8 protein-coding genes are annotated in these 14,254 nt (G+C 50.2%); 1 reads left to right on the plus strand and 7 read right to left on the minus strand.

The genetic code is table 11. The annotated features are described in order from the left end of the window. Nucleotides 1-559: 559 nt before the first annotated feature. The 5 genes from purL to KCG54_RS05080 all read right to left on the minus strand — a co-directional run bounded on the left by purL (nt 560) and on the right by KCG54_RS05080 (nt 10,371). On the minus strand, nt 560-4,570 hold the full coding sequence (gene purL / locus KCG54_RS05060; RefSeq protein ID WP_254324842.1) for a phosphoribosylformylglycinamidine synthase: 4,011 nt from the start codon (nt 4,568-4,570) through the stop codon (nt 560-562). 308 nt (nt 4,571-4,878) lie between these two features. Continuing rightward, entirely contained in the window at nt 4,879-6,879 is a 2,001-nt protein-coding gene (rep, locus tag KCG54_RS05065; RefSeq protein ID WP_254324843.1) for a DNA helicase Rep, read from the minus strand. A 90-nt stretch (nt 6,880-6,969) separates the two neighbouring features. After that, complete coding sequence (locus KCG54_RS05070; RefSeq protein WP_254324844.1) at nt 6,970-7,905, minus strand: dihydroorotate oxidase; 936 nt, start codon at nt 7,903-7,905, stop codon at nt 6,970-6,972. Nucleotides 7,906-8,132: 227 nt separating this feature from the next. Further along, nucleotides 8,133-9,314 (minus strand): aspartate aminotransferase family protein, encoded by a 1,182-nt coding sequence (locus KCG54_RS05075; protein ID WP_254324845.1) that lies wholly within the window; start codon nt 9,312-9,314, stop codon nt 8,133-8,135. A 112-nt stretch (nt 9,315-9,426) separates the two neighbouring features. Beyond that, nucleotides 9,427-10,371 carry a class I SAM-dependent methyltransferase gene (locus tag KCG54_RS05080; RefSeq protein WP_254324846.1) on the minus strand — a complete coding sequence of 315 codons (945 nt, stop codon included), beginning with the start codon at nt 10,369-10,371 and terminating at the stop codon, nt 9,427-9,429. Between the two features lie 336 nt (nt 10,372-10,707). Between KCG54_RS05080 and KCG54_RS05085 the strand changes: the two genes are divergently transcribed. Beyond that, nucleotides 10,708-12,102, plus strand: coding sequence for a DEAD/DEAH box helicase (locus tag KCG54_RS05085; protein ID WP_254324847.1), 1,395 nt, complete (start codon nt 10,708-10,710; stop codon nt 12,100-12,102). A gap of 128 nt (nt 12,103-12,230) precedes the next feature. On the opposite strand, the gene leuB is transcribed toward KCG54_RS05085, so the two are convergent. Then, nucleotides 12,231-13,301 (minus strand): 3-isopropylmalate dehydrogenase, encoded by a 1,071-nt coding sequence (gene leuB, locus KCG54_RS05090; RefSeq protein WP_254324848.1) that lies wholly within the window; start codon nt 13,299-13,301, stop codon nt 12,231-12,233. A 66-nt stretch (nt 13,302-13,367) separates the two neighbouring features. After that, a complete protein-coding gene (locus KCG54_RS05095) occupies nt 13,368-14,231 on the minus strand; it encodes a DUF1444 family protein (protein ID WP_254324849.1) in 864 nt (287 codons plus the stop codon). Nucleotides 14,232-14,254 lie beyond the last annotated feature (23 nt).

Here is a 14,254-nt window from a genome sequence, read left to right on the forward strand (position 1 = left end):
CTAAGGGGAATTATGATTATATGGAATGATGGTGACGGGTTTGGTCTTTATACGCAAAAGGATACAAAAAGGTCATCTGAAAACAAACAAGACCTTTGCAAAAAGGCTCTTTTATTCTTTATTAATTTTAGATATTTTTATAGTTTATCTAGCTTATGTTTTTTAATAAATTTTATATAGATCAATAAAATTAATATAATTAGAATATCAAAAATAATAAAAGTAGATAATATTTGAGTTATATCATAGGTTATGATTAGTATGTCTTCGGTGGCACTCATCATTTCTATCTTATATTTAATTGTTAAATAAATATTTAAAATATAAGCTATTTGACAAATAAGAACTAATGGAACAGAAAATTTTATTAATATCTTGCCTAAGGTACCCATTTTAATTTCCTATTTATTTTTATTCATAAATGAAATGTTGTGCGGTAGTCAATGCAGAAAAGAGCATTAAGGAGGCATAAAGGCCGTCTGAAACAGGTTGGAGCGAAGTCCGATGTGCCTATTTCAGACGACCTTTTCTTTAAAGCCGAGTCAAATCAGCCTGCCGGTTAACCCAAAGCTTTTCTTGCACCGGCAAAGAGGCGGTACCAGCCGGACAATTCCGTCCAGTCTTCCGGTTTCCAGCTCATTTGCGCGGCACGGTATACGCGTTCCGGATGCGGCATCATGATGGTAACGCGGCCGTCGGTGTTGGTCACACCGGCGATGCCTTGAGGCGAGCCGTTAGGGTTGAGCGGATAAGTTTGGGTAACCTGGTTTTGGCCGTCCACATATTGCAGCGCAATGCCCAAATCGGCAGAAATGTTGCCGCCGTGAAGCGCGAAGTCGGCGCGGCCTTCGCCGTGGCTGACCACGACAGGCAGGCTGGAGCCTTGCATTTCGTTCAGAATCAGCGATGCGGATTTTGGAACATGAACCATACTCAGGCGCGCTTCAAACTGTTCGCTCAAGTTGCGTTTGAACTTCGGCCATGTTTCTGCGCCCGGGATAATCTCGGCAAGGTTGCTGACCATTTGACAGCCGTTGCACACGCCCAATGTCAGCGTGTTCGGATCGGCGAAGAAGGCGGCAAATTGGTCGCGCAGAGCAGGGTGGAACAGAATCGATTTCGCCCAGCCTTCGCCTGCGCCGAGTACGTCGCCGTAGCTGAAGCCGCCACACGCCGCCAGCATTTTGAAGTCGGCAAGGTGGACGCGGCCTGCCATCAGGTCGGACATATGCACGTCGTAGGCATCGAATCCGGCGCGGGTAAACGCGGCGGCCATTTCGATTTGTCCGTTTACGCCCTGTTCGCGCAGGATGGCGATTTTGGGTTTCGCGCCGCTGTTGATGAATGGCGCGGCGATGTCTTCATTCACGTCAAATTTCACGTCGGCAAACAATGCGCTGCGTTCGTTGTCGCCAATCAGGGCAAACTCGCTGTCGGCGCAGGCAGGGTTGTCGCGCAGGCGTTGGATGGCGTGGCTGGTTTCTTGCCATGCGCGTTGCAGGTCGGCGCGTGGTTGGTCGAACAGAGTTTCATCGTCAACTGTGATTACAAGACGGTCAGATGTCGGATTGATTGTGCCAATATAATGGCTGGCAAATTTACCTATCTTGCGCGGAGAGAAGCCTCCCTTGTTTACAAAAAATTCTTTCTTGTCAAATTGCTTGAGTACATAATCAGCATCTTCTGCACGAACTTGTAAAACTGCACCAAGCTCTTCGTTAAACAGCGAACGGATTATGTTTTCTTCGGTAGAGATGATAGAACCAGCATTAACAAAGCCTAGGTCGTGGTCAACCTGGGCAGGTGTATAGGTTGCTATCGTGGTTGCAAAAAGTATGCTTCCCAATGTGATGTCTAACCCGCAACGCCCCGTAAACGCCATTTCCGCCAGCGTCGCAAACAAGCCGCCGTCGCTGCGGTCGTGATACGCCAAGAGTTTGTCTTTGGCGACAAGCTGCTGAATCACGTCGTAAAAGTCTTTCAGACGACCTGTATCGTCCAAATCAGGCGCGTCGCCGGTCATATTGTTGTACACCTGACCGAACGCGGAGCCGCCCATACGCGCTTTGCCGAAGCCCAAATCGATAAACAGCAATACGCTGTCTTCGACGTTTTTCAACTCAGGCGTAACAGTCTTGCGTACGTCTTCCACTGGCGCAAACGCAGAAATAATCAGGCTTAAAGGCGAAACCACGGATTTTTGTGCGCCGTTGTCCTGCCATACGGTTTTCATCGACAGGCTGTCTTTACCCACCGGAATGCTCAAATCCAATGCCTGACAGGCTTTGGAAACGGCTTCGACAGTGCGGTAGAGTTTTTCGTCTTCGCCTTCGTTACCGCACGCAGCCATCCAGTTGGCGGAGAGTTTGATGTTGCCGATGTCGCCGATGTTGACTGCCGCGATGTTGGTGATGGCTTCGCCGACGCACATTCTACCTGACGCGGGTGCGTCAAACAGGGCGACGGTCGGTTTTTCACCCATAGACATCGCTTCGCCGCGATGGGTGTTGAAACCCATCATGGTAACGGCACAGTCGGCTACGGGAGTTTGGTATTTGCCGACCATTTGGTCGCGGTGGGTCATGCCGCCGACGCTGCGGTCGCCGATGGTAATCAGGAAGTTTTTAGCAGCTACGGTAGGCAGGCGCAAAACGCGGTAGGCGGCTTCGGTAATGTCGATATCGCCGGCGTTAAACGGTTTTTCAGACGGCGTAACCGTTTTGTCGGTGCGCGTGGTTTTGGGTGGTTTGCCAAGCAAAACGTTCAACGGCAAATCGACGGGATTGTTGGAGAATAAATCGTCGCGTACTTTTAAATGGCCGTCGTCGGTCGCCGTGCCGACTACGGCAAACGGGCAGCGTTCGCGTTCGCAGATGGCGCGGAAGGTGTCCAAATCTTTTTCCAAAATGGACAATACATAACGCTCTTGTGATTCATTACACCAAATTTGCAATGGATTGAGGCCGTGTTCTTCCAGCGGTACTTCGCGCAGCTTGAATACCGCGCCGCGGCCGGCATCGTTGACGAGTTCGGGGAAGGCGTTGGACAAGCCGCCTGCGCCGACGTCGTGGATGGAGATAATCGGGTTTTTGTCGCCAAGCTGCCAGCAGCGGTCGATGACTTCCTGCGCACGGCGTTCGATTTCGGGGTTGCCGCGTTGTACGGAGTTGAAGTCCAAAGAGGCGTCGTTTGTGCCGGTATTCATCGAAGAAGCCGCGCCGCCGCCCAAGCCGATAAGCATGCCTGGGCCGCCCAGTTGGATCAGCAACGCGCCTTCGGGGATTTCGTCTTTGTGTGTTTGTTGTGCCTGAATGCTGCCCAAGCCGCCGGCAATCATAATCGGTTTGTGATAACCGCGAACCTGACCGTCAAACTTCTCTTCAAAAGTGCGGAAGTAGCCCAAGAGGTTCGGACGGCCGAATTCGTTGTTGAACGCTGCGCCGCCGATCGGGCCTTCAATCATGATGTCTAGAGGAGAAGCAATATGGCCGGGTTTGCCGTAGGCTTGTTCCCAAGGCTGCTCCAAGCCAGGGATATTCAGGTTGGAGACGGTAAAGCCGGTCAAGCCTGCTTTCGGACGTGAGCCTTTGCCCGTTGCGCCTTCGTCGCGGATTTCGCCGCCCGCACCCGTTGCCGCGCCTGCAAACGGCGCGATAGCGGTCGGGTGGTTGTGCGTTTCCACTTTCATGATGATATGGGTGTCTTCTTCGTGGAAACGGTAGCCTTGGTTTTCCGCCGCATTCGGATAGAAACGCTCGACTTTTGCGCCTTCGATTACGGACGAATTGTCTTTATAGGCAACGACTGTACCTTCAGGATGCGCATTGTGTGTGTCGCGAATCATGCCGAAAAGGGATTTCGGTTGTTTTTCACCATTGAGGATGAAGTCGGCGTTGAAGATTTTGTGGCGGCAGTGTTCGCTGTTTGCCTGAGCGAACATCATCAATTCAACATCGGACGGATTGCGGTTTAAAGCCTGATAGTTTTCAACCAGATAATCGATTTCGTCGGCCGAAAGCGCCAAGCCCATTTCGGTATTGGCTTTGACCAAAGCCTCTTTACCGCCGCCCAAAACATCAACGCTGGAGAAGGTTTCCGATTGGATGTGGTGGAACAGTTGCGCCGCTGCATCGATGTCGGTCAACACGCTTTCGGTCATGCGGTCGTGCAATAGGGCTGCCCATTGTTGTTTTTGCCCGTCGGTAAGTGCGCCTTCCAACCATACGGCCATGCCGCGTTCGATACGCTCAATGCCTTCCAAACCGCAGTTTTCGGCGATATTGGTTGCTTTGGAAGCCCAAGGCGAAATGGTGCCCAAACGGGGCGTTACCAAAAATAAATGCAAGCCCTCGCGCGCTTTGGGCGTTTGTTCAACGCTTTGCGCTGCCAGTAAGGCTTGCAGTTTTTCGACTGTCTTGGCATCAAGTGCTTTTTCGCTACCGACAAAATACCAAAATTCGCTGCTTAATTTGACTTCGGGCAGGCCGAGGGCGGCTGCTTTTTGGAAGAGTTTTTCAACACGGAAATCGGAAAGGGCGGTTACACCGCGCAAGGGCAGAACAACAGACATGGATTCAGCTCACAAAATGCAGTTGGGGAATCCATTATTATACCTGAAAAATGCAATTTTGCTTGTGAATTTATACTTCAAGTGTTGACAATTTTTGCTTGTAAATTGAAGGGGAATGGAGCAATCGTGTCACTTGATTTTTTATTTTTGTACCTGATTATTCGATTATTTATTGTTTATTTTTGAAGAATCGGGAGGAATGGGGACGGATAGGCATAAAGGAATAAAGTAAAAATTATTGGATAGTTGTCTTTGACATTTTGCTGACAATAAGGCCGTCTGAAAGATTGCTTTCAGACGGCCTTGCCTTATCCTTTTCTTTTGTTTCCCAGCATATCCAGCAAACCAGCCAGATTACTTTTTCCTTCTTCCTTGCTCACAATCGGCTCGCCGCCTTTGCGGCCTAGGATTTTGATGTCTTCCTGCGGCATTTCGTCTATGAAACGGCTTGGCTCGGGGAATTGCCATGTGCCTTGCTTTTTACGTTTGAGGCAGTGGGTCAGCGTAAGTTGGCGTTTGGCGCGGGTAATGCCGACGTACATCAGACGACGTTCTTCTTCGACATTGTCTTCTTCGATGCAGTCGTTGTGTGGCAAGATGCCTTCTTCGCAACCGACAAGGAAAACGTAGGGGTATTCCAAACCTTTGGAAGCGTGCAGGGTGGAGAGTTTGACGGCATCGACTTCTTCTTCACTTTTGCCTTCCAAAAGCGTCATCAGGGCGATGGTTTGGGCAAGCTCGATGATGTTTTTGCCGTCTTGCTCGCCTTTGCGTTCCAGCCAGCCGGTCAGGTCGGTAACGTTGCGCCATTTGATTTCGCCTGCTTTGCCTTCTTCATTGGCCAACAGGTGGTTTTCGTAGTCGATTTCTTTCAGCAGGTTATGAATAAGCTCGCCTGCTTCGCTGGCTTCGGCTTTGACGCGGTAGCTTTCAATCATATCCATGAAGGCTTGCAGGTGTTGGCGGTTGGTATTGTTCAACAGGGCAAGCGCTTCTTCGGTTTGCGCGGCTTCATATAGGCTGCATTCGTGTTCGTGCGCGTAGGTGTTGAGCTTGCCCAGTGTGACGTCGCCGATGCCGCGTTTGGGCGTGGTGACGGCGCGCAGGAAGGCGGGATCGTCGTTGGGATTGGCAAGCAGGCGCAAATAGGACAACACGTCTTTGATTTCGGCTTTGTCGAAAAAGCTTTGTCCGCCGGAGAGCTGGTAGGGAACGCGTGCGCTGCGCAAGGCTTCTTCAAAAATCCGCGCCTGATGGTTGCCACGGTATAAGACGGCGAAATCGGCGTATTGGGTTTTGTCGCCGCCGACCAGCTTCTGCTTGACGATTTGGCTGACAACCCAGTCGGCTTCGTGCTGCTCGCTTTGACAGGCAACGACTTTGACGATTTCGCCTTCGCCAAACTGCGACCAAAGTTTTTTGGTAAAGAGTTTGGGGTTGTTTTCAATGATTTTGTTGGCGATTTTGAGAATCCGCGCGGTGGAGCGGTAGTTTTGCTCCAGCTTGATGACTTTCATCTGAGGATAGTCTTCCTGCATTTTACGCAGGTTTTCCATGTTCGCGCCGCGCCATGCGTAGATGGACTGGTCGTCATCGCCGACGGCAGTAAACATGCCTTCCGCGCCAGTCAGAAGCTTCATCAGGGTGAATTGGCAGGTATTGGTGTCCTGACATTCGTCAACCAACAGATAACGCAGCCGCCGCTGCCATTTGTTGCGCACTTCGCTGTTTTGCTGCAACAGCACGGCAGGCAGGCGAATTAAGTCGTCGAAGTCTACTGCCTGATAGCTTTGCAGGGTTTCCTGATAACTTGCATAGACGCGCGCAGTTTGTTGTTCCCACACATTAGAGGCCGTCTGAACGACTTCTTCAGGCGTTTTTAAATCGTTTTTCCAAAGGGAAATTTGATGCTGCGCTTTGAATATGGCTTCTTTACCCGTACCGCCCAAGAGTTCGCCGATGATTTTCGCGCTGTCGGTAGAGTCGAGGATGGAAAAGTTTTTTTTGTAACCGATTTGATTGGCTTCTTCGCGCAAAATCTTCATGCCCAAAGAGTGGAAGGTGCAAATCGTCAGCCCACGCGTTTGCGACTTGGGCAGCATTTTAGAGACGCGCTCCTGCATTTCCGTGGCGGCTTTATTGGTAAAGGTAATCGCGGCGACGGTATGCGGCAGATAGCCGACATTGACGATCAAATGCTTGATTTTTTGCGTAATCACGCCGGTTTTGCCGCTACCTGCACCGGCAAGGACGAGCAGGGGGCCACCTAGATATTTGACTGCAGCTTGCTGTTGGGGGTTGAGTTTCATTGAAGGGGAAGACGGGTAATGTGGGGAGCAATTATACAACAAGGCCGTCTGAAATTTTCAGACGGCCTTGGGCGTTTTTTAGAGTAAACCCTATTCAAAATATTTCAATTTGCCTTTGAAGTCTTCTATTTTTTCATAACCTTTTTGCGCCATGATGGCTGTTAATTCAAGGGAAACCCGTTCAAAAATGTCTACGCCTTGCTGGTGTAGCGCCGTGCCGATCTGTACCATGCTTGCGCCGCACAAGATGTGTTCAAACGCATCGCGGCCGCTGTAAACGCCGCCTGTTCCGATGACTTGGATAGACGGATCCAGTCTTTGATAGAACGCATGGACATTGGCAAGTGCGGTCGGTTTGATGTATTGGCCACCTATGCCGCCGAAGCCGTTTTTCGGGCGGATAACAACGGATTCGTCCTCGATATACATGCCGTTGCCGATGGAGTTGACACAGTTGACGAATTTTAGGGGGTAGCGGTTGAACACTTCCGCCGCTTGATCAAAATGGGCAATATCGAAATATGGCGGCAGTTTGATGCCCAAGGGCTTATCGAAGTAGGTAAAGGCATTATCCAAAATCATCTCGGTTGTTTCAAAGTCATAGGCGATTTGTGGCTTGCCGGGGACGTTTGGGCAGGAAAGATTGAGTTCGGTAATGCCGTTGAATCCGCTGTTTTGCACCTTTTCCAGCAGGATATGTGTTTCGCCGGGCGACAGACCGACCAGTGATAGGAAAAATGTCCGTTCCGGCTGAGACTCTTGAAGGGTAAGCAGGTAATCCAGATAGTAATCAATGCCTTGATTCGGCAAACCCATCGAATTGATGCTGCCGAGAGGGACATCGTGATAGCGCGGCTCGGGGTTGCCTTGACGAGGGGTAAGCGTTGCGGTCTTGGTAATGAAAGTGCCTGCCGAAGACTGTCTGACCGCTTCCAATTCCTCAACAGTCATGCACGACACACCAGCCGCATTCATCAGGCAGTTGTCAAAAGAAAAACCGGCGATTTGTGTTTTCAACGATACCATCTCCTGCTCCTTTTCTTCGTAAAATCAAATTGTTTGACAAGCGTAACACGAAGAAGCGGTACGATTTTTAACAAACATCAAATGACAAAGCATGTAGGCGGATGTTGTTTTCAATATTGAAAAAAGGCCGTCTGAAAAACTCAAACGGTCTTTTAGACGTTCTTCGCTATATGGCATCAATTAGGGAATAAAAGCTGTCGGCTGATTTGGATATTGGGTTTTGAAAATCAGGCCAACCATTCGGCCAAGGCCGCTTCAAAACGTTTCAAGCCTTCGGCCATGTCTTCATCGTTCAGCAGCAGGCTGGGGGCGAAACGCACCACATTGGCGCCGGCAACCAGTACCATCAGGCCGTGTTTTAAAGTGGCGGCGGTAATTTCCGATGCCTTGCCTGCGTATTCGTCTGCCAACACGCAGCCGAGCAGCAGGCCCATGCCGCGGACTTCTTTAAATACGCCGGTCTTTTCGCCTATTTCACGCAAGGCCGTCTGAAGTTTTTGGCCTTGTTGTTCAACGTGCGCCAATGTTTCGGGCGCATTGATGATGTCAAACGCACGGGTGCCGACCGCGCACGCCATTGGGTTGCCGCCAAAGGTTGAGCCATGCGTTCCAGGGCCGAAGGTTGGGGCGATTTTATCGGTGGTCAGTATCGCGCCAATTGGGAAACCGCAACCCAAGGCTTTGGCGGAGCTGATGATGTCGGGTGTAATGCCGTAATGCTCGTAGGCAAACAGTTTGCCCGTATGACCCATGCCAGTTTGCACTTCGTCCAAAATGAGCAAGGCGCCGTGCTTGTCGCACAAACGGCGTGCGGCTTGCAGGTATTCTTGGGTGGCAGGCAGGATGCCGCTTTCGCCTTGAATCGGCTCGATAATTACGGCGCAGGTTTTGTCGCCGACGGCGGCTTCCAATGCGGCAATATCATTAAATGGAACATGGGTAATATCTGACGGCAGCGGCGCGTAGTCTTTGCTGTATTTGGGCTGGCCGCCTACGGATACGGTAAACAGGGTACGGCCGTGGAAGCTGTTGAGGCAGGAGATGATTTCGGTTTTGTGTTCGCCAAAATGATCGCGAGCGTATTTGCGCGCCAGTTTTAGCGCGGCTTCATTGGCTTCTGCGCCGGAATTGCAGAAAAACACTTTGTCGGCAAAGGTGTTTTCGACCAATTTTTTGGCCAATTCTTGCGCCGGTTGGGTGGTATAGATATTAGAAATGTGCCAGAGTTTTTGCGATTGTTCGGCCAAGGCGGCGACCAAATCGGGATGGCAATGGCCCAGCGCGTTCACAGCAATACCGCCTGACAGGTCAATGTATTCTCGTCCTTCGGTATCCCAAACTCGGCTGCCGAGTGCGTGTTCCGGAATCATGGGGGCGAATGAGAAATTGGGTGTCAGGTAGTTTTGCATTTTCTTTTCCTTTTGATATTGTCAACAATTTCTTGAATTATGCGCCTATTGATTCAGAGATTCAATATGGCAATCAGGTCGTCTGAAAACTGGCTCCCAGACGGCCTGATGCTTATTTGTGCTTGATTTCCCAGCATTGATGGATTTTTTTGTTGCGGAAATCGTCGGGAACGGACTGTTTGGAAATGTCTTTGACGGTGTATTGTTCCACGACCGAATCGTCCAACACAAAACTGCGCAGGTTGTTGGAGAAATACAGAATGCCGTCTGAAGCGAGCAGGCTCATTGCGCCGTCAATCAGCCTTTTATGGTCACGCTGGATGTCGAGGATGTCGAGCATCTTTTTGCTGTTGGAAAAGCTGGGCGGATCCATGACGATCAGATCGAACTTTTTGCCTTCGTCTGCGGCATTTTGCAGGTATTGGAACACATCGGCGCGGACGATTTTGTGTTGTTCGGTGTCAATGCCGTTGAGTTCGAAATTGCGTTTTGCCCACTCGAGATAAGTGTTGGATAAATCGACGGTTTCGCTGGATACCGCGCCGCCGGTTGCGGCATAGACGGTGAAGCTGCCTGTGTAGGAAAACAGGTTGAGGAAGCGTTTGCCCGCTGCGGTTTCGCCGACTTTTTTGCGCGTGTTGCGGTGGTCGAGGAAAAGGCCGGTATCAAGGTATTTGTCAAGGTTGACCCAAAACTTGTGGCCGTTTTCAGTGATGACGAAATCGTCGCCAGTTTTGCCGGTTTTCTCGTATTGCTGCAAACCTTTTTGGCGTTCTCGACGTTTGAGGTGGATTTGTTCGGGCGCAAAACCGGTCACAAAACCAATAGCTTCCAATATATCGTCAAGCCATGCTTCGTATTCTTCGGGCTGCATCAGCCAGCCGGTATCGTATTCCTGAAGATGGATTTGGTCGCCGTAAACATCGACGGCAAAGGGAAATTGGGGAATATCGCGGTCGTAAATGCGCCAGGCTTCGATATTGTTGCGTTTGGCCCATTTCATAAGATGTTTGATGTTTTTGCCCAAGCGATTGGCAAAGGGGGTAATGTCAGTCATGGTTTCAGACGGCCTGAATAAGTATTGGGAAGGGGTTGGATTTTAACGCACTTGATGTCTTTTTGCTTGACTGTTATCCATAAAATCTATATTATCCGCCGTTCGCCTTTTGATACGAAGCCATCGTCATCCAACCTAAACCGCCGTTTCGGGCGCGTTTCTTTTATTGCTTGCATATTTGCAAAGCCTTTTCTGTGCAGGTTGTCGTCGATGTTAACCACAAGCAAGATGCTTGCGACAACCCTGTAACTTCACATTTCCCGTATCGTTACTTTCCTTTGCTTCAGGTCGTCTGAAATTGTTCAGGCGTGCGCGTTGTTGTCTCTTAGGATAGATATGTCTATTAAATTTGCCGATTTGAACCTTGATAAAAATATTTTGTCTGCCGTACGCAGCGAGGGTTATGAAAGCCCGACCCCGATTCAGGCGCAAGCAATTCCGTTTGCTTTGGACGGCCGCGACATTATGGCTTCGGCACAAACTGGTTCAGGCAAAACCGCAGCCTTCCTGCTGCCGACTTTGCAAAAACTGACCAAACGTAGCGAAAAACCGGGCAAAGGCCCGCGTGCTTTGGTATTGACTCCGACCCGCGAACTGGCGGCTCAGGTGGAAAAAAACGCGCTGGCGTATGCTAAAAATATGCGTTGGTTCCGTACTGTCAGCATTGTCGGCGGCGCATCTTTCGGCTACCAAACCCGTGCCCTGAGTAAACCGGTTGACTTGATTGTCGCTACTCCGGGCCGTCTGATGGACTTGATGCAGAGCGGCAAAGTTGATTTTGAACGTTTGGAAGTGCTGATTCTGGACGAAGCCGACCGTATGCTGGACATGGGCTTTATTGACGACATCGAAACCATCGTGGAAGCGACACCGAGCGACCGTCAAACTTTGTTGTTCTCCGCCACTTGGGACGGCGCGGTGGGCAAACTGGCGCGCAAACTGACCAAAGACCCTGAAGTCGTCGAAGTCGAGCGCGTGGACGACCAAGGCAAAATCGAAGAGCAGTTACTGTACTGCGACGATATGCACCATAAAAACCGCCTGCTTGACCACATCTTGCGCGATGCCAATATCGATCAATGCGTGATTTTCACATCAACCAAAGCCATGACCGAAGTCATCGCGGATGAATTGTACGAAAAAGGTTTTGCCGCCAACTGCCTGCACGGCGATATGCCGCAAGGCTGGCGCAACCGTACGCTGATGGACTTGCGTAAAGGACGCTGCAAAATTTTGGTTGCCACTGATGTTGCCGCACGCGGTATCGACGTACCGACCATTACCCACGTTATCAACTATGACTTGCCGAAACAGGCTGAAGACTACGTTCACCGCATCGGCCGTACCGGCCGCGCAGGCCGTACCGGTATTGCGATTACTTTTGCCGAAGTGAACGAATACGTCAAAGTACACAAAATCGAAAAATACATCGGCCGCAAATTGCCTGAGCTGACCATCGAAGGCATGGAACCGACACGCAAACGCAAATCTGCCGGCGGCAAACCGAAAGGCAAAGGCGGCTGGGGCGATCGTAAATCCGGCGGCTGGCGCGGCGATAAGAAACCGGCTAAAGAAGGTTTCGGCGGTAAAGCTCGCGGCGAAGGCCATAAAAAAGACGGTTTCAAGAAAGATGGTTTCAAAAAAGCTGACGGTTTTAAAAAAGGCGGCGAAGGCTTTAAAGGCAAGCGCAAGTCTAACGACAGCTTTGGCGGCAAACACAAAAGAGGTTGATTGCTTCAATCTTAAGGCCGTCTGAATAAGACATAAGGGCGTGTGAAGACACGCCCTTTTTTATGGTTTCAAGTTTTCGCATATAAAAAAGCGTGGGATTGGTCCCACGCTTTTTTTCAGACGGCCTCTTACAAAGCGGCCAATACGGCATCGCCCATTTCGGAGCAGGAAACCAGTTTGGTACCTTCTTCGTAAATGTCGCCGGTACGCAAGCCTTGTTGCAGTACTTTTTGTACGGCGTTTTCAACTTGTTGCGCGCGGGCTTCGTCATTTAGGCTGTAACGCAGCAGCATGGCAAGAGACAATACGGTTGCCAGCGGATTGGCTTTGTTTTGACCAGCAATGTCTGGAGCGGAGCCGTGAGACGGTTCGTACAGGCCTTTGCCGTTTTCGTCCAAAGAAGCAGAAGGCAGCATACCGATGGAGCCGGTCAGCATGGACGCTTCGTCAGACAGAATGTCGCCGAAGATGTTGCCGGTGGCAATCACGTCAAATTGTTTGGGCGCGCGTACCAACTGCATGGCTGCGTTATCAACGTACATATGGGAAAGCTCGACATCAGGGTATTCTTTGCCGATTTCTTCAAAGATTTCGCGCCACAGTTCGGTGGTTTCCAAAACGTTGGCTTTGCCTACGGAGCAGACTTTTTTGCTGCGTTTTTGGGCGGATTGGAAGGCAACGTGGGCGATGCGGTGGATTTCGCTTTCGCTGTATTTCATGGTGTTGTAGCCTTCGCGTTCGCCGTTTTCTAAAACACGGATGCCGCGCGGTTCGCCAAAGTAAATATCGCCGGTCAGTTCGCGTACGATAAGGATGTCGAGGCCGGCTACGATTTCCGGCTTCAGAGTGGAAGCGTTGGCCAGCTCTTTATACAAAATAGCAGGGCGCAAATTGGCAAACAGATTCAAGTCTTTACGGATGGCCAACAAGCCACGTTCAGGGCGTAGCGGACGGTCGAGATTGTCGTATTGAGGAGAACCGACTGCACCAAGCAGAACCGCATCGGCTTTACGGCAAAGGTTTTGCGTGAATTCTGGATAAGGATGGCCGTATTCGTCATAGGCTTCGCCGCCCAAAGGCGCGTATTCGTAGCTGACATCCAAACCTTGTTCGATAAGTTTGTCGAGTATACGGACGGTTTCTGCAACGATTTCAGGGCCGATGCCGTCGCCGCGCAAGATAGCGATATGTTTGGTCATTTCGGGTTTCCTTATGGGAAGGTTTTAGGTAAAGGGCAGGTCGTCTGTTTTTCAGACGGCCTTAAATCAATTTGCTCTGAAAACGTTGATTGTACCATTATGGTACTGGTAAAGCTGGGTAGAAATCGCGTAGGCAGAGTCTTCAAATGCCTGCAGGGCAATATTCGCCATCGCCTGCAAAGCTTCTTCATCGGACGGGCTGCAAACGAGCAGGGCGTTGCGTGCCGGGACTGCAAAAACAGGGTTGGCCGGCAGCATAGGATCGTCTTTAAGTACTTCGTCCAAAAGCAAAATCAGGGAAGCATCATAGTCGTTGTCCAAATGGATTTGAGACAATGACCAACCTTCGGCATGATGAATTTGGACATGTCCATTCATCCGTTGGCGCAAATTATCCATGGCGGTACGATACAAGGCGTCCTCATCTTCAATACCGGCCTCTTTCATATGCTCACGATTGAGCGTATGCATGGATTCTTCCGTATCCACCATATAAAGCAACATGATATCGCCGGCAATCGGTTTGTATACCAGGTAATCGGCAGGTTCGGCTTCGTCCGTATTTGTAATCAGTCTGGCATTTTCCAGATAAATCGTATTTTTAATCGTCGGAAGAATTTGTTGTGCTGAAACACCGGCATCAGCGTCCTGAATCTTATCGATAACCGCTAAATTGGCAGCAACAATAGCCTCCAAGACCTCGGGATTTTGCAGATAACTTGTGTAATGGTTGCTCAAATATGTACTGTACGATGCTTCATCGTCTTCGGAAAACTGGACAATGATGGGCGAAGAAGCAATATTTTCGCCCCAGTCGATTTTCGCCTCAAGATCCAATTCTTCTTGGATGCGACGGGCAAAGTATTCGACAAATTCCTGCCAAGTCATTAATTTAGGTTTGGATCGGAACAACTTGCTGAAAAAAGACATATTGTGTCCTGAATAAGAGGATA

The organism is Neisseria subflava, from assembly GCF_024205705.1.
Classification (GTDB): domain Bacteria; phylum Pseudomonadota; class Gammaproteobacteria; order Burkholderiales; family Neisseriaceae; genus Neisseria; species Neisseria subflava_D.